General features: G+C 55.7%; 23 protein-coding genes. 11 read left to right on the top strand and 12 right to left on the bottom strand.

Translation table 11 applies throughout. The features are described from left to right. Positions 1–16: 16 nt before the first annotated feature. Positions 17–343: a DUF883 family protein gene (locus tag ABLV12_RS09405; RefSeq protein WP_004104759.1), complete on the bottom strand. Its 327-nt coding sequence runs from the start codon at positions 341–343 to the stop codon at positions 17–19. A gap of 149 nt (positions 344–492) precedes the next feature. On the opposite strand from ABLV12_RS09405, the gene ABLV12_RS09410 reads away from it, so the two are divergent. Beyond that, entirely contained in the window at positions 493–843 is a 351-nt protein-coding gene (locus ABLV12_RS09410) for a DUF2002 family protein (protein WP_004104757.1), read from the top strand. A gap of 41 nt (positions 844–884) precedes the next feature. Here ABLV12_RS09410 and alaE read toward each other — a convergent pair whose 3' ends face one another. Further along, positions 885–1,334 carry an L-alanine exporter AlaE gene (alaE, locus tag ABLV12_RS09415; protein WP_004104747.1) on the bottom strand — a complete coding sequence of 150 codons (450 nt, stop codon included), beginning with the start codon at positions 1,332–1,334 and terminating at the stop codon, positions 885–887. Positions 1,335–2,038: 704 nt separating this feature from the next. Here alaE and stpA point away from each other — a divergent pair. Next, a complete protein-coding gene (gene stpA / locus ABLV12_RS09420) occupies positions 2,039–2,440 on the top strand; it encodes a DNA-binding protein StpA (RefSeq protein WP_004104745.1) in 402 nt (133 codons plus the stop codon). Positions 2,441–2,486: 46 nt separating this feature from the next. Here stpA and ABLV12_RS09425 read toward each other — a convergent pair whose 3' ends face one another. From ABLV12_RS09425 to ABLV12_RS09440, 4 genes are all read right to left on the bottom strand, one after another. Further along, entirely contained in the window at positions 2,487–2,666 is a 180-nt protein-coding gene (locus tag ABLV12_RS09425; RefSeq protein WP_004104744.1) for a hypothetical protein, read from the bottom strand. A gap of 92 nt (positions 2,667–2,758) precedes the next feature. Further along, complete coding sequence (locus ABLV12_RS09430; RefSeq protein ID WP_004114690.1) at positions 2,759–3,280, bottom strand: rhodanese family protein; 522 nt, start codon at positions 3,278–3,280, stop codon at positions 2,759–2,761. A 9-nt stretch (positions 3,281–3,289) separates the two neighbouring features. Continuing rightward, on the bottom strand, positions 3,290–3,589 hold the full coding sequence (locus ABLV12_RS09435; RefSeq protein WP_004104742.1) for a metalloregulator ArsR/SmtB family transcription factor: 300 nt from the start codon (positions 3,587–3,589) through the stop codon (positions 3,290–3,292). A gap of 251 nt (positions 3,590–3,840) precedes the next feature. Next, the gene (locus ABLV12_RS09440) at positions 3,841–5,616 is read right to left on the bottom strand and encodes a sigma-54-dependent Fis family transcriptional regulator (protein ID WP_004104735.1); all 1,776 of its coding nucleotides are present in this window, start codon (positions 5,614–5,616) and stop codon (positions 3,841–3,843) included. A 251-nt stretch (positions 5,617–5,867) separates the two neighbouring features. Between ABLV12_RS09440 and ABLV12_RS09445 the strand changes: the two genes are divergently transcribed. The 7 genes from ABLV12_RS09445 (at position 5,868) to ABLV12_RS09475 (ending at position 14,909) form a co-directional block, all read left to right on the top strand. After that, a complete protein-coding gene (locus ABLV12_RS09445) occupies positions 5,868–7,388 on the top strand; it encodes an aldehyde dehydrogenase family protein (RefSeq protein WP_348867006.1) in 1,521 nt (506 codons plus the stop codon). A gap of 663 nt (positions 7,389–8,051) precedes the next feature. Continuing rightward, complete coding sequence (locus tag ABLV12_RS09450; RefSeq protein WP_348867007.1) at positions 8,052–8,648, top strand: fimbrial protein; 597 nt, start codon at positions 8,052–8,054, stop codon at positions 8,646–8,648. Between the two features lie 160 nt (positions 8,649–8,808). After that, entirely contained in the window at positions 8,809–9,468 is a 660-nt protein-coding gene (locus ABLV12_RS09455; RefSeq protein WP_032692342.1) for a molecular chaperone, read from the top strand. Between the two features lie 25 nt (positions 9,469–9,493). Further along, positions 9,494–12,037: a fimbria/pilus outer membrane usher protein gene (locus ABLV12_RS09460; protein ID WP_348867008.1), complete on the top strand. Its 2,544-nt coding sequence runs from the start codon at positions 9,494–9,496 to the stop codon at positions 12,035–12,037. Positions 12,038–12,055: 18 nt separating this feature from the next. Further along, positions 12,056–13,150 (top strand): fimbrial protein, encoded by a 1,095-nt coding sequence (locus tag ABLV12_RS09465; RefSeq protein WP_064397964.1) that lies wholly within the window; start codon positions 12,056–12,058, stop codon positions 13,148–13,150. 154 nt (positions 13,151–13,304) lie between these two features. Continuing rightward, entirely contained in the window at positions 13,305–14,099 is a 795-nt protein-coding gene (locus ABLV12_RS09470; protein ID WP_348867009.1) for a CatB-related O-acetyltransferase, read from the top strand. 36 nt (positions 14,100–14,135) lie between these two features. Then, on the top strand, positions 14,136–14,909 hold the full coding sequence (locus ABLV12_RS09475) for a transporter substrate-binding domain-containing protein (RefSeq protein ID WP_348867010.1): 774 nt from the start codon (positions 14,136–14,138) through the stop codon (positions 14,907–14,909). A gap of 15 nt (positions 14,910–14,924) precedes the next feature. On the opposite strand, the gene ABLV12_RS09480 is transcribed toward ABLV12_RS09475, so the two are convergent. After that, positions 14,925–15,869, bottom strand: a complete 945-nt coding sequence (locus ABLV12_RS09480) for a LysR substrate-binding domain-containing protein (protein ID WP_335269692.1) — start codon at positions 15,867–15,869, stop codon at positions 14,925–14,927. Between the two features lie 145 nt (positions 15,870–16,014). Here ABLV12_RS09480 and ABLV12_RS09485 point away from each other — a divergent pair, with 145 nt between their 5' ends. Both ABLV12_RS09485 and ABLV12_RS09490 read left to right on the top strand, forming a co-directional pair. Continuing rightward, the gene (locus ABLV12_RS09485; protein ID WP_064397967.1) at positions 16,015–16,791 is read left to right on the top strand and encodes an SDR family oxidoreductase; all 777 of its coding nucleotides are present in this window, start codon (positions 16,015–16,017) and stop codon (positions 16,789–16,791) included. A 65-nt stretch (positions 16,792–16,856) separates the two neighbouring features. Next, complete coding sequence (locus tag ABLV12_RS09490) at positions 16,857–18,050, top strand: MFS transporter (RefSeq protein ID WP_154022869.1); 1,194 nt, start codon at positions 16,857–16,859, stop codon at positions 18,048–18,050. Between the two features lie 56 nt (positions 18,051–18,106). Here the strand turns inward: ABLV12_RS09490 and ABLV12_RS09495 are convergent, their stop codons facing one another. From ABLV12_RS09495 to ABLV12_RS09515, 5 genes are all read right to left on the bottom strand, one after another. Continuing rightward, on the bottom strand, positions 18,107–18,901 hold the full coding sequence (locus ABLV12_RS09495) for an SDR family oxidoreductase (RefSeq protein ID WP_023321477.1): 795 nt from the start codon (positions 18,899–18,901) through the stop codon (positions 18,107–18,109). A 74-nt stretch (positions 18,902–18,975) separates the two neighbouring features. Beyond that, the gene (locus tag ABLV12_RS09500; RefSeq protein ID WP_348867012.1) at positions 18,976–19,908 is read right to left on the bottom strand and encodes a glyoxylate/hydroxypyruvate reductase A; all 933 of its coding nucleotides are present in this window, start codon (positions 19,906–19,908) and stop codon (positions 18,976–18,978) included. Between the two features lie 5 nt (positions 19,909–19,913). Further along, positions 19,914–20,642 (bottom strand): class II aldolase/adducin family protein, encoded by a 729-nt coding sequence (locus tag ABLV12_RS09505; RefSeq protein ID WP_004104716.1) that lies wholly within the window; start codon positions 20,640–20,642, stop codon positions 19,914–19,916. A gap of 3 nt (positions 20,643–20,645) precedes the next feature. After that, the gene (locus ABLV12_RS09510) at positions 20,646–22,163 is read right to left on the bottom strand and encodes an amino acid ABC transporter permease/ATP-binding protein (RefSeq protein WP_064397974.1); all 1,518 of its coding nucleotides are present in this window, start codon (positions 22,161–22,163) and stop codon (positions 20,646–20,648) included. A gap of 24 nt (positions 22,164–22,187) precedes the next feature. Further along, positions 22,188–22,991 carry an ABC transporter substrate-binding protein gene (locus ABLV12_RS09515; RefSeq protein WP_335269693.1) on the bottom strand — a complete coding sequence of 268 codons (804 nt, stop codon included), beginning with the start codon at positions 22,989–22,991 and terminating at the stop codon, positions 22,188–22,190. Between the last annotated feature and the right edge of the window lie 9 nt (positions 22,992–23,000).

Genomic DNA, 23,000 nt, shown 5'->3' on the forward strand with positions numbered 1-23,000 from the left:
TGGTCTGGCAGTTTTATTATCGACGTAAATTCAGCAATACGCCAATAAATACCCCAACGGCTGCTGCAGCGCCAACGCTTTGCCACGGTTTGTCGCGCACGTAGCTGTCAGCGCAGCCCATGGCGTCGCATGCCGCCTGCTGAACGCGGTTGTTGCCGTTAAGGCGCGCGCGGGTCTCTTTCAGCAGCGCCTGCGCTTTTTTACGCGCGGCATCCGCTTCGTCTTTGGCGTCGCTGCCCCATGATTTCAGCACCTCTTCCAGCGTATCCGCTAATTGGCTGACATCGTTATGGATATCTTCAGCGCTCTCTTCTACGTTGTTGCGGTTTGCTCGGTTGGCCATTGGTTTCTCCCTTTATTCCATTGAGTCTATAAGTGTAGGACAAGATTTTGCTTTATGCTGTAAATCGCCCTTTATGGAATATTCCGAAAGCGTTGGCTTTAATGAATAAGGTAAGGTTAACGTGCGGTAAAAGATAATGAGGAATTAGTATGTATTTAAGACCCGATGAGGTGGCGCGAGTTCTTGAAAAAGCCGGCTTCACCATGGATGTTGTGACGCAAAAAGCCTATGGCTATCGCCGTGGCGATAATTATGTTTACGTGAACCGTGAAGCTCGTATGGGGCGTACCGCGTTAATTATTCATCCGGCTTTAAAAGAACGCAGCACTACGCTTGCGGAGCCCGCGTCGGATATCAAAACCTGCGATCATTACGAGCAGTTTCCGCTGTATTTAGCGGGAGACGCTCAGCAGCATTATGGTATTCCACACGGGTTCAGTTCGCGCATGGCGCTTGAGCGTTTTCTGAGTGGCCTGTTTGGCGAAGCGCAATACAGCTGACAAAAAGCGGCTGGCGGAACCAGTCGCTTTTTCGCATTAACTCAGGCTTTGGCCTGCTGGTAGGGACTGACGCGGAAAAGGCGTCGGCAGTAGTCGAGGAAGTAGCCGTACGCTGCGCCCATCATCATCGACACCACGATATTTGAACTTACCGCCGCGGCAATCTGATGCCAGTCAGCGCCGACAACCAGCAAAATCGCTACGTAGACCGGCGACTGGAAAGTCACATAGGCCACCACATCCGCAATGTTCTTCATCCAGCCTGATGTGCTGACGCGGCGCGCCTGGCGCATCGCAAAATCGCGATAAAAACCGTAGGGGACGGCAATAATAATGTTCACCGGAATCGCCACCAGTCTTGAAGATAACGACTGCTCGAAGCTCATTCCGGAGAGAAAGATTTCGATCATCATGTTCACAACGGTGCAGTAAACCACCATCGCAAAGGTGTCTGCTACCGCATGACGCAAGCGGGACTGCGCAGAGAACATCGGTGTGCTCCTCGAAAATGAAGTCGATAATGCCAAAAGATTCGCTTTTGTTTAGCGTTTTGGGTTGCCTGTTTTGATGTGCGTAGAGTATATCTCTGCATTAAAAGTGGCAACTAGCTATAAATTTTTATTTAAAGGCTTTTTGTCGATAAAATACTCTGCAACTGTCTGTTTTTTGTTCATTACGCTACTTTTGTTGTCATTGCTTCATTTTTTATTATTTATCAATGATTTGATTTTATTACGCGCAGAATGGACGATACCTCTGGCAATGGGTAACAGCGTCGTTTCGTGACAGAATCGGGTTCTGATGTGAACGGGGTCACTTTTGGAGTTTTTTACGTATCAAAGAGCATAAAACCAGCATGATATGCTGTATAACTCTCTGGGTGGCTATTCATAACTCATGCATGAATATTCCGTACAGACGCCTGCCGCATTTTGCCTGGCTAAGCGGAATATTCTGATAACTCGCTGAGCCTACAGGTATTACATCAAAGAATGGCCGCTATTCATATTGAGCTATCTTTCAGCGCTTATTCATTGCTAATAATTACCCTGTTATCGGTTTGTTTATCATATTTGTTGTCGCTAAGTGAGGATGGATATACAGAATTATCCAGGGCTGGAAATAAATAATCGAATCAATTAAACTATTGCCGTCACTTTTGTTTTATTTGCTATTTGGGAATTTTTTGAAATATATGTCATTACTATTAGAGAAACTGAATAATATTCGTTCACTCCGCGCCATGTCTCGTGAATTCTCCATTGACGTGCTTGAAGATATGCTGGCAAAGCTAAGGACCGTCACTGAAGAAAAACGCGCTGAAGAGCAGGCTGCTCAGGCACAGCAGGCGGAATATCAGGAAAAAATAAACACCTGGCTGGAATTAATGACCGCTGACGGTATCACCCCGGAGGAATTAGTGGGCCACGCGACCGCGACTTCAAAAGGCGGCAAAAAGCGCCAGCCGCGTCCGGCTAAATATCGTTTTACCGATCATACCGGCGCCGAGAAAACCTGGACCGGGCAGGGACGTATGCCGAAGCCGCTCGCTAAAGCCGTCGCTGAGGGTAAATCCCTTGAGAGCTTCCTGATCTAATATTCAGAACGGTGGGGAAACCCACCGTTATTTTTACCCGGCTTAATCAGCACACGCCAAAATCGCCGTCTTCTTTATAAGCCGTTACCTCGGTTGCTTTCAGCGTATATTTCTCCCCCTGCTCGTTACCGGCCTGAACGGCAATAATGCTGTCGCCCTGGACTTCAACGACTTTGAGTTTTGGTCCGCCTGCGCGCGGCTGTACCAGGTCACCGACTGTAAACATACTTCTTCTCCTGTGTGCTGATAAAAATTATCGCTGACAATAACCATAGCTCAGCAAAAGCGTTATCAACAGCTGACCGAAAGAGGTAGAGGTCAACGACGATTCCAGGGCATCAGCGCCAAAAGCCGCGCCATGCCGCAAAAGCCGGTGATACCGGCGAAGGCGAGTCCGGCGCCGACGAATGCGCTAAGCAAAAAAAAGCCGCTGTTAACCGTATAACCTAAAGCGACGCCAAGCAAAATCAGGACGCCTGCGGCGATTTGAACCTGACGCATCAGCGGTAGCGGCTGTGATTTATCCTCTTCCACCGGCAGACCTGCCGCTTTCCAGGCCTGTATTCCACCAGCCAGCAGCCTGGCCTGCGCCGGCGCGGCGGAGGCGGCCAGACGGGCGGCGTTATTCTGAGTGCGCGAACCTGCCTGACAGTGAAAAACAATCGTCTCCTCGGGGCTGGCGTGCAGCGCTGCGCCTTTGTTCAAGGTTTCCAGTGGGACGAGCTGTGCGCCGGGAATATGCTCACGGGCGTATTCATCGGCATCGCGGATATCGACCAGCCGGGCGCCTCTGTCGATGAGCGCCCGGGCTTCGGCGGGAGAAAGTGTAGCGATAGTCATAGACGCTCCTTAAGGACAGTAAATTGACTTTAGCGCGGTGACGATTTGCTGCACCGCTGGCCGGGTAATGAAGTAGTGGATCCGCTGCGCCTGACGCTCGCAGCCGATCAGCCCTTCATCGCGCATTCGCGCCAGATGTTGAGATGTGGCGGAGGGGCTTAATCCGGTGATCCGCGCCAGCTCGCCGGCGCTGGTGCCCGGCGAATCGCACAGCATGCACAGAATCAAAAGCCTGCTGGGATGGCTCATGGCTTTCAGCAGCGCGGCGGCTTCGCCCGCGCTGGCCTGTAGCTGTTCTGGTGTATTCATTTATTTTAGTCTTTTCTAAATTTAGTAAATACTAAAATAAAAAAGCGCATTACGCCAGTCATGAATATTGTGAGGCTAAATAGCCTGGCTGAATCCACGACGATTTATTTCAGCCTGTGGCGTCGGTAGCGCGCAGCTTGTCTGGCAGGGCGTCGGGCGACGATTAACCTCCCTGTGCGAAACGATAAGTAAACGCCTGTTCGCCTGGCTACCGCCGCGCTTCATGCCCTGACGTCATCTCCATGGCTGGCTCACTGGCCTCCGCGGCGGGCGGCGCGGCGATAGAGCGTACTGCGTGCGACGCCTAAAGCCTGCGCGGCCTTACTGATATTGCCGTTATAGCTTGCCAGGGTGTCGGCAATCAGCTGCGCATCGTGCTGCTGTAGCCCACCCGGCGCGGCGGTCGGGGTTCGGTACTCATGAGGCAAATCATCGACCCCCAGCGTTTCGCCATCTTCGGCAAGCGCCAGCAATACTCTCATCAGGCTTTGCAGCTGGCGCACATTGCCTGGCCAGGGCTGAGCCGCCAGCCGTTGTATAACCTCCGGGGCCAGCGTGATGCGACGTTTCTCTCCGCCCTGCTCGCGCCACAGCCGCTGAATAAACGCAGGCAGTTCAGGCCACTTGCGCAGCGGCGGCAGCGTCAGGGCAAACTCACGCAGGCGGTAGAGCAGGTCTTCGCGGAAGACGCCTTCGGCCACCCGCTGCGCCAGGTTGCGATGGGTCGCGCAAATGACCGCGAAGTTCACCGGCGAGCTCCGGCTGGCGCCTAGCGGCGTGACCTCTTTCTCCTGCAAGACCCGCAGCAGCCGGGTCTGTAGCGCTAACGGCATATCGCCAATTTCATCAAGAAAAAGAATGCCGCCATCGGCCTCGCGGATTTTGCCGATATAGCCGTTTTTGTTTGCCCCGGTAAACGCGCCGGGCTGGTAGCCAAACAGTTCTGATTCAATTAGCGATTCCGGAATAGCGGCGCAGTTGATGGCGACGAATTTGCCGCTGCTCCAGCGGCTGTGCCGGTGCAGCGTGCGGCTGACGTACTCTTTGCCGCAGCCGGTCTCTCCTTCGATACATAAGCCAATCCCGGCATTAAGCAGACGCAGCAGCTTTTCTGATTCATGCGGGCTGGAGAACGGCAGATCGAGTGCCGGGCGCGCGGTCGTCGCCACGCTGGCGGTCGCGGGAGCACGCAGACGGTAATAGTAGTTGTGCCCTCCGACGGCGACCGGCAGCGGGATACTAACGGCGGTTTGCCGCAGCTGCGAAAAAAGCTGCTGGAAAGTGAGATGACCAAACCGGGCGGCGTCGAGGTCGAATTCGCGCATCGCCAGCCGGTTAGCCGCCGTCAGCACGTTATCGGTAAAGACCAGCAGCCGTTCGTCTACGCTGTCGAGTTTTTCCGCCCGGGGATGCAGGCTCATCAGCCACTGCTGCGGGTGCAGACTCTGTTTCACCCATAGATATTCTATTTGCTTCGCGGCGCCTTTTACCCACGCCAGCGTCCGGGCGTGCGGATAGTGGGCCGGGCCGGAGATATCCAGCACCCCGGCTATTTTCCCCTCGGGATTTTGCAGCGGTACGGCGGCGCAATACAGGCCCTGGTTGCTGGTGAGGAAATGCTGACGGCCATCAATTTCGCAGCTGTCGTCTATCGCCAGCGCGGTGCCGATGGCGTTGGTTCCGCGTCCGCTTTCGCTCCACAGGTTGCCCGGGGCTAAAGCGAAGCGCTGCGCTTTCTGCATGGCCTGCGTCTCACCAAAGGTTTGCAAAACCAGTCCGCTGGCGTCAGAGAGGATCACCACCGATTGCAGATCGTTGACCTTGCTGGACAAGGCATTAACCACCGGCTGGGCCAGCTTTTGCAGACGACTATGGCTGGCGAGCCTGTCGGCCAGCTCGCTGGCGTGCAGGCGAGGGAAGTCGTCAGTAGCGGGGTCGATGCCATAGCGCTGGCTGCGGCACCAGGAGTCGCTCAGCAGCGGGCTCGCTTTGATCTCTGGCGTCAGGGCAAATGGATTTCCTGGCACGGGACACCTCGTCATCTCACTAGTGTTGCAATATTGTAGCTACAAGGTTTTGTTAGTGTTGCGATTTGCAACACATAAGGAACATTCAGTGCAACAGAAAGCGAGATTTATAGGCTATCAATATGAAAAATAGAAATATTTTTGGTGGCGAAAAAGGTGGCACGCCCCCTGCAATGGTCTGAAGACGCAGCGAGCCGCCGGACAAAACTAATACGCCGCTGCGCTTCAACCCTACATGAAGGAGATTCGCGATGCGTTATGCACATCCTGGCACGCCGGGCGCTTTGGTTTCACTGAAGTCTGCTTACGGTAACTTTATTGATGGTAAATTTGTCGAGCCGATTGGCGGCGAATTCTTTATGAACACCTCCCCGGTCGACGGTAGCAACATTGGTCAGTTTCCACGATCGGATGCCAAAGATATCGACTTCGCCCTGGATGCGGCGCATCGGGCCGCCGACGCCTGGGGCAAAACGTCGGCTCAGCAGCGCGCCAATCTGCTGCTGCAGGTTGCCGACCGTATTGAGGCCAACCTCGAGTATCTGGCGGTGGCGGAGAGCTGGGATAACGGCAAACCGATCCGCGAAACGCTCAACGCCGACCTGCCGCTGGCGGTCGATCACTTCCGCTACTTCGCCGGCTGCCTGCGCGCGCAGGAAGGGAGCACGGCGGAGATTGATGAAACGACGGTGGCTTACCATTTCCATGAGCCTCTTGGCGTGGTCGGACAAATTATCCCGTGGAACTTTCCGCTGTTAATGGCCGCCTGGAAACTGGCGCCGGCGCTGGCGGCAGGTAACTGCGTGGTACTAAAACCGGCGGAGCAGACGCCGCTCAGCATCACGCTGCTGCTGGAGATTATTGGCGATCTGTTCCCGGCGGGCGTCCTTAACGTGGTTCAGGGTTTTGGCAAAGAGGCGGGCGAAGCGCTGGCCACCAGTAAACGCATTGCCAAAATCGCCTTTACCGGCTCGACGCCGGTTGGCCGCCATATTATGGCCTGCGCGGCGGAAAACATTATCCCTTGCACCGTTGAGCTGGGCGGTAAATCGCCGAACATCTACTTTGCCGACGTGATGGAGGGGGAAGATGAGTATATCGAGAAGGCGGTGGAAGGCCTGGTGCTGGGCTTCTTTAACCAAGGGGAGGTTTGTACCTGCCCGTCCCGCGCGCTGATTCAGGAGTCTATTTACGAACCCTTTATGGCGCGGGTCATGGACAAAGTGGCGCAAATTCGCCGCGGCGACCCCTTTGACACCGGTACGATGATCGGCGCGCAGGCGTCACGTCAGCAGTTCGATAAAATACTCTCGTATATCAAGATCGCTCGCGATGAAGGCGGTACCATCCTGACCGGCGGCGAACGCGCCAGCATCTCTGCCGAACTGGATAACGGCTACTATATTCAGCCGACGCTGATTCAGGGACGCAACGATATGCGCAGCTTCCAGGAAGAGATTTTCGGCCCGGTGATTGGCGTGACCACCTTTAAGGATGAAGCTGAGGCGCTGTCTATCGCTAATCAGACCCAGTTCGGCCTTGGGGCTGGGGTGTGGACGAGGGATACCAATCTTGCCTATCGCATGGGGCGCGGCATAAAAGCCGGCCGGGTGTGGACCAACTGTTATCACATCTATCCTGCGCACGCCGCATTCGGCGGTTACAAACAGTCCGGCGTAGGGCGTGAAACGCATAAAATGGCCCTCAACGCCTACCAGCAGACGAAAAACCTGCTGGTCAGCTACGGTACCGCGCCGCTGGGCCTGTTCTGATCGAAGCCTGCTATTTATTCATTTTTCAATACCGCCCGCAATCTTGTTTGATTGCGGGTTTTTATTCCATAAAAAAAGTACTGTTATTGCTTTTGCGTCCAGCCGCTTGCCGCTTAAAAAAGCTTCTTCCATATTGATTATTAATAATTACTCACGTGATTATTGATTATTCGTTTACGAAAATAAGATTGAACGCAACCTAAGATTAATCCTAATATTTAATAAATGCCGCGCGTGCTCACGGATTTATTGCCGCAAAATAGCGGCTAAATTCGTTGTTTTTGTTAAATTGTGCAATCCAATGTTGCGATTTGATGTTGTTGTATCGTGATTTTTGGTTGCGTTAATTAACAAAAAGCGCAATGTCTTTAATATTATTTTTATATGTGAAATAAAACAGCATTTCATTAACATAACAAAATATTGCGATTTGTAATGGGTAGGGATAGTATTTATTTGTTCCCTGAATAAATGGTTAGTCAATTTCGCTAAAAGCACTTTTTATTTTATTACGCATGATCAATTGAGCGGCACGGGTTTTTTCCTGATGGCCAGCGGACGGAACGCCAATACTATTAACATGGAGGATCTGTATGCAGATTTGCGCGGCCTTAAGCCTTAGCGCGGAATCTGTAAAAATATAAGTTAGAGATGAGATAAATAATGAAAACGCAATTTCGTATTATGGCAATGTTTGTCGGTGCTCTGGTGTCTGGCAGCGCATTATCCACGCCTTCACAGCCGGCCAGTTCGGTAATGACCGTGAATCCCGGCTCGAATGCGGGCACGCAAGGAACGGGCGGTCAGGTGGAATTTACCGGCTCCATTACCGACTCCTCCTGTAATGTTGATAGCACCAGCGCGAATCAAAGCGTCGATCTGGGAAAATGGGCGAGCAGCTATTTTACCGGCACGGGTTCAGAAACTACCAAAACCTCCTTTCATATCAAAGTCAAAGATTGTCCTTCCACCGTCACCACCGTCTCGGTGCTGTTTGACGGTACCCGCGATAGCAACAATAGCGATCTACTGGCGATTAACGGTACCGCAAAAGGGGTAGCGATTAAGCTGTATGAAGATGACAAATCGACGCCGGTTGAGCTTGGCGACGTTTCTCGCGGCCATAGCGTTACCGCCGGTGCCAGCGGCACCACTACCGGAACCGCCGATCTCGAATTCTTTGCTGACTATGTCTCGACCAGTGCGGTTACCGCGGGTTCTGCCAACGGTACAGCTAACTTCAATATGGTTTACAACTAATAAAATAAAAGCGGGTAACGCTACTTTTATTAAAGCTTGCCCGGGCCGGGCAAGGCGTTAGCTTCTGCCTGGCTGAAAGACGGGCGCCCTGGTTTATCCATATTTATTATCAGGCCTTGTTACTGATACCCGCTTTTATTATTCCCGGACGGTAATGATTATGAAACGAACGATCGCCGCGCTAGCCTTGTTAATATTATCCACTGCGGCCCACGCCGGTATTGTCATGGGAGGAACCCGGGTAATCTATCAGGAAGGGAAGCGAGAGGCCGCAATATCAGTTACTAATGCAGATAGCCATTCGCCTTATCTGGTGCAATCGTGGGTGGAAAATTATGCGGAGAATAATAAGAGCCGGGTGCCGTTTATCGTTACGCCGCCGTTATTCCGGCTCGATCCAGAACAGCAGAACGTGTTGCGTATTAATTTCATTGGCGCAACGCTGCCCGCGGATCGGGAATCGGTATTTTGGCTCAATGTAAAAAGTATTGCGCCAACGAAAAAAGATGAAGTGAATAAGCTACAGGTCAATATTAAATCAAAATTTAAGATCTTCTATCGCCCGAATGGCCTGACGGGTGACCCAGCCGATGCATGGCGCAAGCTGACGTTTAAAATTGACGGCTCACGGTTGGTAGCGCAAAACCCGACGCCCTATTTTGTTTCATTTTTTACCCTTTCGGTAGGCGGCAAGGAGATTACTGAACCCGGCATGATTGGACCCTTTAGCCAGCAAGAGTGGCCGATTCATCGCACCGGCATTATTAAGTGGCGCGCCATTAATGATTTCGGCGGGATGACGGATTTCGCGCAACAGTAATTTTGCTTCGTCTGGTCAGGATATTGTGAAAAATAACCCCTCTGGTATGACTTCCGGTTATACGGCGATCGCTGCGCCAACCGGCGGGATTTCATTATTAGCGACGGTGCCGACGGCGCTTTTCCTGCTTTGTCAAAGCGGCATCGCGCGGGCGGATGAGTACTTCGATCCGGCGGCCTTAGAATTTGCCAATCCGCAGCAAAAGACCGCTGACTTACGCTATTTTGCAAAATCAGGCGGCCAGCAGCCGGGGACTTATTCAGTCAGCATTTGGGTGAATAATCAGGAAATAACCCGGGGCGAGGTGACGTTTATCGACAGCAACGGCGCGCTGCAGCCGCAGTTAACCCCGGCGCAGCTGGCGGAATATGGCGTGAACGTCAGCGCTTTTTCTGCCTTTCAATCGCTGCATGAGGGGCAAGCGTTCACCCACATCGAGCGCTACATTCCTGATGCCAGTAGCCGTTTCGATTTTGCCGATCAGCGCCTGATCTTAAGCATTCCCCAGGCGGCCATGAACGTCCAGAGCCGCGGATACGTGGATCCAGCGCGCTGGGACGACGGTATCCCGGCGGCGTTTGTTAACTACAACCTGACCGGGTCGCAAATCCGGCAGTCGGATGACAATAGCCAATCCAGCTATCTGAACCTACGCAGCGGGGTTAACCTTGGGGCCTGGCGCCTGCGCAACGTATCGTCGATGGAGTACGATCGCACCCGGCGCTGGAATTCGCAGAGCACCTGGCTACAGCGCGATGTGAAATCCCTCAAAAGCCTGCTGCGAATGGGCGATACCTTTACGACCGGCGACGTTTTTGACAGCGTGCAGTTTCGCGGTATTCAGCTAATGTCCGATGATGAAATGCTGCCGGACAGCCAGCGCGGCTTCGCTCCAACGATCCGCGGGATGGCGCATAGTAATGCGAAGGTGACGATATCCCAGCATGGCTACGTGATCTATGAAACGTTCGTCTCGCCGGGGGCGTTTGCAATAAACGATCTCTATCCGACGGCGCAAAGCGGCGACCTCGAAGTCCAGGTGAAAGAGAGCGACGGTTCGGTGCGAACCTTTACGCAACCTTTTTCAGCCGTACCCTTTATGCTGCGCGAAGGGCGGGTTAAATACAACCTGAGCGCCGGGCGCTTCCGTTCAGCGCAGCGCCAGGGGCAGTCGCCGACGTTTTTACAGGGCACGCTGTTTTATGGGCTACCGGCTGAATTCACGCTCTACGGCGGTAGCCAGCTGGCGCAGGATTACCAGTCGTGGGCGCTTGGCATCGGGCGCGGTTTGGGCGAACTGGGGTCGATCGGAGGCGATGCGACGTGGGCAAACACCACAGCGCCGTCGGGAAAGCGCTCGGCAGGTCATTCGGTGCGCGTGCAGTATCAGAAGGATTTTGCCGGCACGGGGACTTCATTCAGTCTCGCCAGCTATCGCTACTCCTCCAGTGGCTACTATGACTTCAGCGAAGCGAATGCGCTTGAAAGCCGCAACGGGCTGCTCGACAACAAGCGCAGCCGCGAAGAAATATCGCTTTCTCAGGCCTTTGGCGGTATCAGCAGCCTGGCGATATCCGCCTGGTCGCAGGAGTACTGGCACAGTCATAGCCGCGATGAAACGCTGCATCTCGGATTTTACAGCGCCTGGCGAGGCGTGACGTGGGGCGTGGGTTATTACTACACCCATTCATCCGATCGACAAAAAGCCGATCGTTCGTGGTCTTTTAATCTGAGCGTTCCGCTTTTCGGCCCGCTATCCGAGAGCGCGATCAGCTACAGCATGACCTCCGACAATAGCGGACGTACTTCGCAGCAGGCGTCGCTGTTCGGTTCGCTTCCGCATCATCCCAATCTCTACTACTCCCTCCAGCAGGGCTACGTTAACGGCGGTCAGGGCAGTAACAGCAGCGCCGCGCTGGATTACCACGGCGGCTACGGAACCGCGCAGCTCGGCTATCGCCACGATAGCGCCAGTCAGCAGCTTACCTGGGGCGCATCGGGCTCCGTTGTCGCCCATCCTCATGGCGTGACGCTCGGGCAGACCGTCGGCGAAAGCTTTGCCATCGTGCGTGCGCCGGGCGCTGCTGAGGTGGCGATTCAGAACGGCAGCAATGTGCATACCGACTGGCGAGGCTATGCGGTGGTGCCTTCGCTGACGGCCTATCGCAAAAACACCATTACGCTTGATACCGAATCGCTGGCCGACGATGCCGATGTCGAACTTGAAGGACAGACGGTGATCCCCGGCGGCGGGGCGGTGGTGCAGGCGAACTACCAGACCCATATCGGCAGCCGCGTGCTGTTTACCCTCAGCGATAGTCACGGGCTGCTGCCGTTCGGCGCCAGCGTTCGCTTGCGGAAAGCTGAAGACGATCCTGGCGGGGCCCCGGGCGGCATGGTGGCCGACGGCGGGCAGGTCTATCTGAGCGGCATTCCGCAGGAAGGGACGCTGGATGTCGCCTGGAATGCCGACAACATCTCACGGAGATGCGCGCTGCATTTCCATCTTACCGATACCGTACAGCAGAGGCAGAGTCCGGTTAAAACCGTCTCTGGCTTCTGCCAGTAGGTCTGCACAGAGGTGATTTTGCGCATAGTATCGTTTTTATTCCTGCTGATAGCGGGCATCTATAGCCACAGCGGCTGGGCGGAAACCTGCAAAGGGGATATCGGCCAGATGACCGTGAACGTCCAGAATATCAAGTACCTGCCCACGCTGCCGCTGAATACGCAGATGACCGGCGTGATGGCGGATAACGGCAGCGGGATTCATTTCTCCTGCGATCTTCAGGTGCCGAAAGCGGCGGCAAAGCGTCTGGTTTATCGGCAGCTAAAAACGGCCTCATCGCCGCTTTCCATCGGCGGTCAGCACGTGTTCCCCTCGGCGCTGGAGGGTATCGGATACTCACTGGGCTTCCAGTGCAGCGGCGGCGCGGTTCGCTTTATTGATGGCAGCCACGCGGCCGATAGTGCGGAATCCGTGACGGTGTGTGACAGCCAGGAGATGGCTAACCTGCTGAACCAGCAGCAGATTGTGGTGAAAGTCTTTGTGACGTTTTATAAGACCGGGGACGTCGCCCTGGTCAGCGGTAACCACGCTAACGTTCCGGCGCAGCCGCAGATTGGCGAACTGACGATCCAGCAGCAGGCCGACAGCCGCGCCGGTTTTGTCGCCAGCTCGCCGGTCACGCTCGATATGGCGGCGCTGAACGTCGATATCGGCAGCAGCGGCAGTTGTCAGGTTTCAACCACGAATATTCACGTTAGCCTGGGGACGGTGAATAAAGCGGAGTTCAAGGGCAAAAGCACCACCGGCGGCAGCGCGAAAAGCTTCTCCATACCGGTCTTTTGCTCCACGCCAACCGATATCCGCATCGGCTTTTTTGGCGTCACCTCACCAGGCGGCGGTACGGATACCCTCGCGTTAAGCAAAGCCAACGCCTCTGCGAGCGGGGTGGGCGTCAGGCTCACGTACGGCAATAACAGCGCCCCGGCGCCTGCGGCAGGGACCAGCGTCAAAATCAACGAGGCCAGCAATCTCCCGGTGCTAAAGCGGGTTAACGCCAGCAGCGCCGGCAGCGCGGAGAATATCAACTTCAACGCCCAGTACGTTCAGACCGATGATGCGGTGACCGCCGGCACCGCCAATAGCATGGTGACCTTTGCGCTGGAGTATAACTGACGATCGCAGGCGATTACGGCCCAACGCTTTCGCGTTGTAGCTCACAAAAAAGAGATGTCATAGTGATTTTTCGCGCGGCGAGCGGATCGGTACGCTATCAATGATCGAGAGATGAAGCGGCTGACCGGGAATACTTTGGTGCGGGAAATCGATCATGAAAATCACCTTTGGGGAGCTTAAACCCCTGTTGCAGGCGCAGCGAATTTTTGTCGGCGGGCAGAAGCTGGTCTGCGCCCACGCCTTTTACCGTGACGATCTGCCGATCGAGATACCGGAAAATTTAACCACCGAGGCGTATACCACCTACTGGGGGCGCTGCGGCGAACGGCTGGCCTCATTGGGCTCTTTTAGCTATACGCGAACCCTGCTGCCGGCGCTGATTAAAGTGGGGCGCTACACATCGATTGCCGACCGGTTACAGGTACTTGGCGATCGGCATCCCCTGGAGTGGGCCAGCGCCAGCCCGGTTTTTTATGCCCATCACTCCGGCGTGATGGCGACGCTGGCTGCCGATAGCGGCAGGCCCAACCAGTTTTACCCTTTTGAAAAAACTCCCCGACCGATAACCATCGGCAACGATGTCTGGATTGGCCAGAACGTCACTCTGGCGCAGGGCATTACTATTGGCGATGGCGCAGTTGTCGCCGCCAACGCGCTGGTGGTCAAAGATGTCGCGCCTTACGCCATTGTCGGCGGTAACCCGGCGAAAGTTATCCGCATGCGCTTTAGCGAGGCGATTATCGAGCAGCTGCTGGCGCTACGGTGGTGGCGTTTTTCCGCCCAGGATATTGCCGGCTGTCCGGTTAATCAGGTTGAGCGCTTTTGCGAGCAGCTCGCCGGGCAAGCGGCCGACGGAACGATCTCGCGTTTTTCGCCGCCGGTATTGACGGCATCCATGATTAAAGATTTTATGAACGATAAACAGAATCCGCTGCGCAGCGCAGGATAATCATAAAACGGTTCACATTTGAACAAGGATATAAAGATGAAGTTGAAGTCAGGTATTGCTTTCGTCATCGCTGGTGTCGCCTTCGGCGCCCAGGCGCGCGACATGAACAGCATTCAACAAAGCGGCGAACTTAAAGTCGGCGTACCGGGAGATTACGCGCCGCTGGCGTTTCATAATAAAGCCGGAGAATTGCTGGGATACGATGTCGATATGGCGAAGGATCTCGGCAAGCGGCTTGGGCTAAAGGTAAGCTTTGTGCCGACCAGCTGGCCAACGCTCTCTGCGGACCTGAAAGCGGATAAGTTTGATATTGCTATGGGCGGGGTGACGGAAACTGCGGCCCGGGCGAAGGAATTCGCCTTAAGCCAGCCGGTCGTGCCGAACGGCAAAATTGCGCTGGCTAACTGCGCGGCGGCGCCCGCTCTCGGCAGCCTGGAAAAAATCGACCAGCCAAACGTGAAGGTGGTAGTGAACCCGGGCGGCACCAATCAAAGCTTTGTGGATGAACATCTCAAGCAGGCGCAGATTATTCGGGTGAAAAATAACGTGGATAACCTTGAAGCGCTGCGGCAGAAAACGGCGGATATGATGGTAACCGACCTGATCGAAGGCGTGTATTACCAAAGCAATGAACCGGGCGTGTTTTGCGTGGCCAATGAGCAACCCTTCCCGGGCACCGCCAGCTTCAAAGTCTATATGATGAATAAAGATAACCCGCAGCTGCTGGAAAAGGTAAATCAGTGGCTGGATAGCCAGGACAAAAATGTGCTCAAACAGAAGTGGCGCATCCATGACCAGGTCAACCCATAAAACAACAAAGGTTTTCTATGGCGGGGTCAGCGGCAGAAAATCAGCGTTCCCGCTCTCCGCCAGTACATCGTGAAGCAGCCAGTCATGAAATACCTTCACTTCCGGGCGCATGGCCGCATGCCGGGGCGTCACGATATAGTAGGACCAGCTGAGCGGCCAGCGGTAGGCCGGATGTAGCTGAACGAGCTGACCGGTGGCGAGAAGCTGTTTTACCAGCGCCCGGCGGACAATGGCGGCGCCGCGCCCGCTGAGCGCGGCCAGAATGACCGCCGACGTTGAGTTGATATGCAGCCCGCTATCGCGCGCCGCTGGGGCCTGAGCGGCCTGCAGAACCTCCTCCCAGGAAGGAAAACGGGCTCCCGGGTGCGGCGTATCATCGTAGATCAGCTTTTGCTGTGCCAGCCAGTCGCCGCAGGCGGATTTGCCCGCTGGAACGATCAGCGGGCTGCACACCAGCACCGCTTCTTCATCCATCAGCCAGGTTTTATCCACACCGGGCCAGTCGCCGCGACCGCAGCGGATGCCTAAATCCGCTTCGCCGTGGGCAACATCCATCAGCTTTTCCGTAACGTTGAGGCGCAGGTCGATGTTTTCATAGGCTTCGGAAAAGCGGTTTAACCGCTCCATCAGCCAGTTCATCATCAGCACCTGTGAGGCGGTGATCACTACCACGGAACGCGCCCGGCGACCGCGAAGTTTATTCAGCCCGCTTTCCAGCTTATCCAGCCCCTGAGTAATATCCTGCAGCGCCTCCTGCGCCTCGTTCACCAGAGTGAGACGCTCTTTACCGCTGCGGGTGCGGTGCAGCAGCGGATGGCCAACCCAATCCTCCAGCGCCCTGACCAGTTGCCCGACGGCGGCAGGCGTCACGCCCAGCTCTCGGGCCGCGCCGGTAAAGCTGCCGTGGCGGGCGGCGGCTTCAAAAGCGTGAAGCCATTTCAGTCGGTTAAGCGAGCGCATGCTGAATATCCATCAATGAATTTTGGCATGAGTATAATCCATCAAGATAGATTTTCTTTATTGTGACGCGATTTCTTCTCATTCGTCAGCGCGGCTCTGCAAAGGCATGCTTAGGCCATCCAAATCAAGCATAAAGAGGTTAATGATGAACACAGCGTTTGCCGGTAAAAAATTGTTAGTGGTTGGCGGAACCAGCGGTATGGGGCTGGCAACGGCCAGACGGGTTGTTGAACAGGGCGGTCAGGTCGTGCTGGTGGGCAATCGCCAGCAGAGGGCTGAGCAGGCCCGTCAGGCGCTGGCGGCTGAGGGTAACGTGGAGATCATCGTCGCTGACCTGATGAGCGAAGCGGGTATGGCGCGGGTTATGGAGAGCATCAACGCGAAACATCAGGATATCAGCCTGCTGGTTAACGCCGCTGGCGTCTTCTTCCCGAAGCCGTTCATCGAACATGAAATGGCCGATTACGATCGGTATATGAATCTCAACCGCGCGACCTTTTTTATCACCCGCGACGTGGTGCGCAATATGCTGGCCAATAATATCAAAGGCTCAATTGTGAATATTGGATCGATGTGGGCGCAGCAGGCGATTGGCGCAACGCCGTCGTCAGCCTACTCAATGGCAAAAGCAGGTCTGCATGCGTTGACCAAAAATCTGGCAATTGAGCTGGGCAGCAGCGGGATTCGCGTCAATGCGATATCTCCGGCGGTAGTGCATACACCGATATATGAAGCCTTTCTACCTGAAGATGCTGTGAAGGATGTGATGAATAGCTTCGACGGCTTCCATCCTATTGGCCGCGTCGGTACGCCTGACGATATCGCGCAAACCGTAGCGTTTCTGCTTAGCGATAGCACCCGCTGGGTGACCGGCGCGGTATGGGATATTGATGGCGGCGTGATGGCTGGTCGAAATGCCTGATTACGTTCATTATGTCATCCGGGGCGTTGGCATAACGAAAAATGAATTCAGGATAATGAGAATCTATGAGCGCTGAAATGACGTTGCCCGTCAGGCAGCAAAACCAGAATATTGTTCGCCTGGCGACGGCGCAGGCGCTGGCAGGGGCAAACTCGGTGGTGTTCTACGCTACCGGGGCGATTGTTGGCAACGCCATCGCGCCCTCTCCAACCCTGGCCACGCTGCCGATTACCATTTTTGTGCTGGGCATGGCGGCCTGTATTTTGCCGTTTGGCGCGCTGGCCAGAAGGCGCGGACGCAAAACGGTGTTTATGGTCGGGACCGGCGCCGGTATGTTGACGGGACTGCTGGCGGCGACGGCGGTGGTCATGAGTTCGTTCTGGCTATTCTGCATCGCGGCCTTTTTCGGCGGCGCCTATGCGGCGGTGGCGGTTTCCTTTCGCTTTGCCGCTACTGACGGCGTCAGCGGCGAACGGCGAGCGCGTGCGCTCTCCCTGGTGATGGGGGGCGGAGTGGCGGCAGGGGTCATCGGTCCGATGCTGGTGACCGGCACCATGAATCTTTGGCCGCCGCACACCTTTGCTATGACCTTTATTGCTCAGGGGCTGGTGGCAGCGGTATCGGCGTGGGTATTACTGGGAGTAAAAACCGCCGAACCGGCGGCGCAGGCGAAGTCCGGCGGGCGTCCGCTGGGCGAAATTGTGCGCCAGCCCGGGTTTTCCCGAACGGTATTTAGCGGCGCAATCGCCTACATGGTAATGAACTTCCTGATGACCGCCGCACCGCTTTCCATGCATATGCACGGCCTGTCGCAGCAGGCGTCGAATCTGGGTATCCAGTGGCACGTAATCGCCATGTACGGTCCCGGATTTTTCACCGGCAAATTGATCGCTCGTTTCGGCGCCCGGCGTATTAACGCTGCCGGGTTGATTCTGCTGGCGCTCTCGGTGATGGTTGGCCTGGCCGGTATTGATGTTATGCACTACTGGCTGTTGCTGATCCTGCTGGGCATCGGCTGGAATTTTGGTTTTACCGGCGCGTCGACGCAGATTATGGATTTCCACCGACCGGAAGAGAAAAACCAGGTGCAATCGCTGAACGATTTTATCGTTTTCGGCGTCATGATGATTGGCTCATTTTCCTCGGGCGCGTTGATGAACCTCTTCGGCTGGAACGCCGTATTGTGGGGATCGCTGGTCCCGGTTGTGGTTGCGCTGGCGCTGCTGCTGGTCGGCGAAAGGGCAGCGCGCAGGCGCTAACTTTGCTCAATATAAACGCCTGCGCGCTGAACGTTTTGTTATCCGCGCGCAGCGCGTCAGACGATATCATCCACTACGCCGCCATCCACGCGCAGCGCCGCGCCTGACGTCGCCGAAGCCTGAGTCGAACAGACGTAAACCACCATACTGGCGACCTCTTCTACCGTGGCCGCGCGCTGAATCACCGAACTGGGGCGGTTTGCCATCACAAACTCTTTGGCCAACTGCTCCAGTGATTTACCGGTTTTAGCGACTTCATCTTTCATCATCTCGGCAAAGCCATCCGAGAGGGTCGGTCCCGGCAGGACGCTGTTCACGGTGACGCCGCTGCCGGCAACATATTTCGCCAGCCCGCGGGCCAGCGATAGCTGAGCGGTTTTAGTGACCCCGTAGTGAATCATATCCGCCGGGATGTTGCGTGCCGATTCCGAAGCGATAAAAACCACCCGACCCCAGCCTTTCTGTACCATGGCCGGTAGCAGCGCGCGGGAAAGACGAACCCCGGACATCACGTTGGTTTGCCAGTATCTTTCCCAGGTTGCATCGTCGGTGGCATAGAAATCCTGCGGGCCGTAAATACCCGCATTATTCACCAGTATGTCGATGCCGTTTACCGCTTGTATCAGCTGATTCACGCCTTCTGCGTCGCTCAGATCGGCTATCGCCGGTCGGGTCTTCGCGCCGGGAACCTCGCTCTGCAGGCGGGCAATGGCCGCATTCACGCTACGCTCGCTGCGGCCATTCACGATCGCTTCCGCGCCGCTTGCCGCCAGACCTTTGGCGATGGCGAAACCAATGCCGCCGGTGGAGGCGGTAACCAGTGCAACTTTCCCCGATAGATCAATATTCATGCTGCCAGCCTTATTTTTTATTGGACAGACCATTAAGCGTAGCAGCGGATATTATGCTTTTGACGTTTTCGGGCTTAATAACCACTCTGTTTGTTCACCCGGTTTTTCAGCGGCAGCGCCCGATGTAGCCGCTGGATGTTGTCCAGCAGCTGGCGGGCGATCGCCTCCGTCTGGGCGATGGAGGCCATATGCGGCGTAATTGCTACCTGCGGGTGTTGCCACAGCGGGTCTTCCTGGGGAAGAGGCTCGACGGGGAAGACGTCGAGCACCGCGCCGGATAACTTGCCGCTATCCAGCGCCCGGATCACGTCCTGGTTCACCATATGCTCGCCGCGGCCGCAGTTTATCAACGCCGCGCCGTTGGGGAGACGATCCAGTAAAGGGTGGGCGAGGATACCTCGCGTCTGCTCGGTTAACGGCAGGACGTTGATAAGCACATCCAGCTGACCAAGAAATTCACCGGCCTGCGCGTCGCGGTGAAAGCAGCGCACGCCGGCAAAGGATTTCTCGCTACGCGCCCAGCCGGAAACCCGATACCCCATCCCGGCGAGCTGCGAGGCGATATAGCCGCCAATTTCACCGAGGCCCATGACGCCAACGTGATAATCGGCCGCCGCGCGCTGCGGATACATCTTCCAGATGCGCTTGCGCTGGTGAGCCAGCGCCCGGTCAAAGCGGCGCTGAAACCACAGCACGCCCCACAGCGCGTATTCAAACATGCCGTGGCGAAAATCATCGTCAACCACCCGGCAGAGCGGAACATCGCTGGCGAAAATGCTGGCCGGGAGATGATCGACGCCGGCGGACGCTGCCTGGATCAGCTTTAGCTGCGGCGATCGCGCCAGGATCTGCGGATCGGGAAACCAGCAGCAGGCGTATTGCGCCTCGCGAGCGGCGGGGTGGTCAGGCAGGACCGCTTTTGCCTGCCGAAATGGCGCGAAAGCGGCGCAAATCTCCTGGGCATATTGAGGATCGTTACAATCCACGACGATAGTGAACGGAGTCATAGGTGTTAACTCTTATAAGAAGTATCAAGACGGTCGAGGCGACGCAGCCACGCCTGCCACACCAGCTGGCGTTCATGTTCGACTCCCTTCAGCTGCTCGCAGGCGTGCTGGCTCAGGCGATCGGGGATCGTATGAATGGAGCCGAGCGAAGCCAGCTGCGCGGCGGCCATCTGGATTTCACAGGCGCGGTTCAGGTAATACATGATGTAAAACGCGTCGGCGACGGTGCGGCCGACCGACAGCAGGCCGTGGCTTTGCAGGATCAGGGCGATATTCTCGCCGAGCGAGCGCTGGATCCTCACGCGTTCATCGAGATCGAAGGCCACGCCTTCATAAGGATGATAACCGACGCGTTGATAAAACTCGGTGCTGATCTGGTTGAGCTGCAGCAGCCCTTCCGCACAGGCGGCGACTGCCATCCCCGGCAGCGTGTGGGTGTGGATCACGCAGTGGGCGTCTTCGCGAGCCATATGGACCGCGCTGTGGATTGTAAAGCCCGCCGAGTTTGCCGGCGCGCTGCCTTCGACGACCTTGCCCTGCATGTCGACCACGATTAAGTTGCTGGCCGTCACTTCATCAAACATCATGCCGAAGGGGTTAATCAAAAATCGCGGCTCGCCGTCGCCGGGCAGGCGAACGGAGAAGTGGGTATAGAGCGTGTCTTCCCAGCCGAACAGCGCCGCCAGACGATAGGCGCCCGCCAGCTGCTGGCGTAATTCCAGTTCAGTTGTCATTTATTACACTCCCATAAATTCACGAATGCGGGCCAGGGACGGTTCGGCGGCATCGCTGCGAATACGCTGCGGCGGCACATCGCTCTGCACGACGCCGTTTTCCATCATCACCACCCGATCAGAAATCGATAAGGCGAAGTCCATCTCGTGGGTCACGATCAGCATCGTCATGCCTTCACGGGCGAGGGACTGAATGACCTTGAGTACTTCGCCAACCAGCTCCGGGTCCAGCGCCGAGGTGGGTTCATCAAACAGCATGATGTCCGGTTTCAGCGCCAGGGCGCGGGCGATGGCCACGCGCTGCTGCTGACCGCCGGAGAGCTGGTACGGGTATTTTTCGGCGTGCGCCAGCAGACCGACGCGATCCAGCAGCCAGAGCGCCTGCTCTCTGGCAGCGGGGCGGTCAAGGAGCTTGTGATAGAGCGGGGCGAGCATCACGTTATCCAGCACCGTACGATGAGGAAAGAGGTTGAAGCCCTGAAAGACCATGCCGATGCGGCGCACGCCCGCGCGCATTTGCTGTTTATCGATAATGGAGGCGCCCTTCAGATAATCCTCGCCGTAAAGAATGATCTCGCCGCCGTCAATGCTTTCCAGAGCGTTGATGGTACGGATCAGGGTGGTTTTGCCGGAGCCGGACGGGCCGATGATGCTGATCACCTCGCCGTTTTCTACTTTCAGGTCAATCCCCTTCAGGACGTGGTGCTGGCCCCAGGATTTTTCGATGCCCTGCAAATCGAGCGCCGGCGGGTTGCCGCGGGCGGACTGCGCTTTTGTTGTCTGCACCGGCGGCTTCAGGTTTTGACGCAGGGTTTCGCATTCCGTTTCATTGAGCGTTTGCGGACGTTTGCGCTGAATATCCAGCAGGTTTTCCAGCGCCCGGAAGAGCCAGGTAAAGGCCGTGACCACCATGACGTAATAGACCGCGACCGCCAGCAGCGTCTCCATTACGAGAAAATTCTGCGCGTACAGGCGCTGGCCGGTCAGCAGCAGTTCCGGCAGCGAAATAACCGACAGAATCGAGCTGAGCTTAATGATAGTGATATATTCGTTGATCAGCGTGGGCAGGGAGATACGAAACGCCTGCGGAATAATAATTAAGCGCTGAATTCCGATAAAGCTAAAGCTTAAGGCATGCCCAGCTTCGCTTTGCCCTTTGGCGACCGAAAGCAGGCCGCCGCGATGGATTTCCGCCATATAAGCCGCTTCGGTCACCGTCATCGATACCAGCCCGGCGATAAACGGAATGCCGAGCAGCGGCTGGGTGGCCGGAAACAGCTGCGGCAGGTTATAGACAAAGACCAGCAGCACCATCAGCGGTACGCTGCGAAAAAACCAAATATAGAGTTCGACGGGAACCTTCAGCCAGCGCGGGCCGGAGAGCTTAGCGCAGGCTAAAAGAAAACCTAATATCAGGCCAGTAAACCAGGACAATGAACTGACGACAATGACGGTAATGCACGCCTGCCAGAATGCCCCAACGCTAAATAATGAGAAAAAATATCCCCAATCGAACTCCATAGCGACTCCCGTTTAATTATTGTATTAATTGATGCTTTCTAAGCTGTATTTCTTGATGATGGCGTCATATTTGCCGTTGGCTTTAAGGGTGGCTAACGTTGATTTAATGGCCTCGGCCAGCTCGGTATTGCCTTTGGCGACGTAGATCCCCAGCGGCAACGGATAGACCAGACGATTTGAGCTAATGGACAGGCGGCCGCGGCTTTTCTCGACGATAATTTGCGCCGCCGGGGCGATTTCTAACTGGGCGTTGATATTTTTCGACAGCAGGGCCTGGGAGGCTTCCGGCGCGGTGGGGAACTCCTGAACGCTAATCGCCGGTTTACCCTTTTTCAGGCAGTACTCGTCGGAGTGTTTTTTGAGACTGGAAACCCAGGCGGTCCCCGCCTGCAGACCGACCTTCACGCCGCACAGCTCATCTTCGGTTTTGGGCTGTATGGTGCTGTTTTTCAGGGCAATAATGGATGCGCCGGACAGGGCGTAAGGAATCGCATCCGCCTGCTTCTGACGCTCGGGAGTCACGTACATTCCGGAAATCACCGCATCGTATTTTTTACCGATACCTAAAATCAGGCTGGTGAATTTCGTGTCGATAAGCTGCGGTTTGGCTTTCAGCTGTTCGGCGATCAGCGCTGCAAATTCCGGGTCGATGCCGACGATATTATTATTGCTGTCGTAGGACTCAAACGGCGGATAGGTCACCTCCATCCCGACCTTAAATACGCCCTCGGTCAGCAGCTCTGCGGCCTGAGTCAGCGGTGAAAAACAAGCGGTGACGGCGATGGTCAAAGCCACACGGCGCGAGAGTTTTTTTAGCGTTCTTTTCATCATTTATCC

Source organism: Klebsiella sp. CN_Kp100 (assembly GCF_040065315.1).
Taxonomy (GTDB): domain Bacteria; phylum Pseudomonadota; class Gammaproteobacteria; order Enterobacterales; family Enterobacteriaceae; genus Klebsiella; species Klebsiella oxytoca.

Bases quoted from the DNA above. Each gene is read 5' to 3' on its own strand.
- ABLV12_RS09405 (WP_004104759.1), bottom strand. From the start codon at position 343: ATGGCCAACCGAGCAAACCGCAACAACGTAGAAGAGAGCGCTGAAGAT.
- ABLV12_RS09410 (WP_004104757.1), top strand. From the start codon at position 493: ATGTATTTAAGACCCGATGAGGTGGCGCGAGTTCTTGAAAAAGCCGGC.
- alaE (WP_004104747.1), bottom strand. From the start codon at position 1,334: ATGTTCTCTGCGCAGTCCCGCTTGCGTCATGCGGTAGCAGACACCTTT.
- stpA (WP_004104745.1), top strand. From the start codon at position 2,039: ATGTCATTACTATTAGAGAAACTGAATAATATTCGTTCACTCCGCGCC.
- ABLV12_RS09425 (WP_004104744.1), bottom strand. From the start codon at position 2,666: ATGTTTACAGTCGGTGACCTGGTACAGCCGCGCGCAGGCGGACCAAAA.
- ABLV12_RS09430 (WP_004114690.1), bottom strand. From the start codon at position 3,280: ATGACTATCGCTACACTTTCTCCCGCCGAAGCCCGGGCGCTCATCGAC.
- ABLV12_RS09435 (WP_004104742.1), bottom strand. From the start codon at position 3,589: ATGAATACACCAGAACAGCTACAGGCCAGCGCGGGCGAAGCCGCCGCG.
- ABLV12_RS09445 (WP_348867006.1), top strand. From the start codon at position 5,868: ATGCGTTATGCACATCCTGGCACGCCGGGCGCTTTGGTTTCACTGAAG.
- ABLV12_RS09450 (WP_348867007.1), top strand. From the start codon at position 8,052: ATGAAAACGCAATTTCGTATTATGGCAATGTTTGTCGGTGCTCTGGTG.
- ABLV12_RS09455 (WP_032692342.1), top strand. From the start codon at position 8,809: ATGAAACGAACGATCGCCGCGCTAGCCTTGTTAATATTATCCACTGCG.
- ABLV12_RS09470 (WP_348867009.1), top strand. From the start codon at position 13,305: ATGAAAATCACCTTTGGGGAGCTTAAACCCCTGTTGCAGGCGCAGCGA.
- ABLV12_RS09475 (WP_348867010.1), top strand. From the start codon at position 14,136: ATGAAGTTGAAGTCAGGTATTGCTTTCGTCATCGCTGGTGTCGCCTTC.
- ABLV12_RS09480 (WP_335269692.1), bottom strand. From the start codon at position 15,869: ATGCGCTCGCTTAACCGACTGAAATGGCTTCACGCTTTTGAAGCCGCC.
- ABLV12_RS09485 (WP_064397967.1), top strand. From the start codon at position 16,015: ATGAACACAGCGTTTGCCGGTAAAAAATTGTTAGTGGTTGGCGGAACC.
- ABLV12_RS09490 (WP_154022869.1), top strand. From the start codon at position 16,857: ATGAGCGCTGAAATGACGTTGCCCGTCAGGCAGCAAAACCAGAATATT.
- ABLV12_RS09495 (WP_023321477.1), bottom strand. From the start codon at position 18,901: ATGAATATTGATCTATCGGGGAAAGTTGCACTGGTTACCGCCTCCACC.
- ABLV12_RS09500 (WP_348867012.1), bottom strand. From the start codon at position 19,908: ATGACTCCGTTCACTATCGTCGTGGATTGTAACGATCCTCAATATGCC.
- ABLV12_RS09505 (WP_004104716.1), bottom strand. From the start codon at position 20,642: ATGACAACTGAACTGGAATTACGCCAGCAGCTGGCGGGCGCCTATCGT.
- ABLV12_RS09510 (WP_064397974.1), bottom strand. From the start codon at position 22,163: ATGGAGTTCGATTGGGGATATTTTTTCTCATTATTTAGCGTTGGGGCA.
- ABLV12_RS09515 (WP_335269693.1), bottom strand. From the start codon at position 22,991: ATGAAAAGAACGCTAAAAAAACTCTCGCGCCGTGTGGCTTTGACCATC.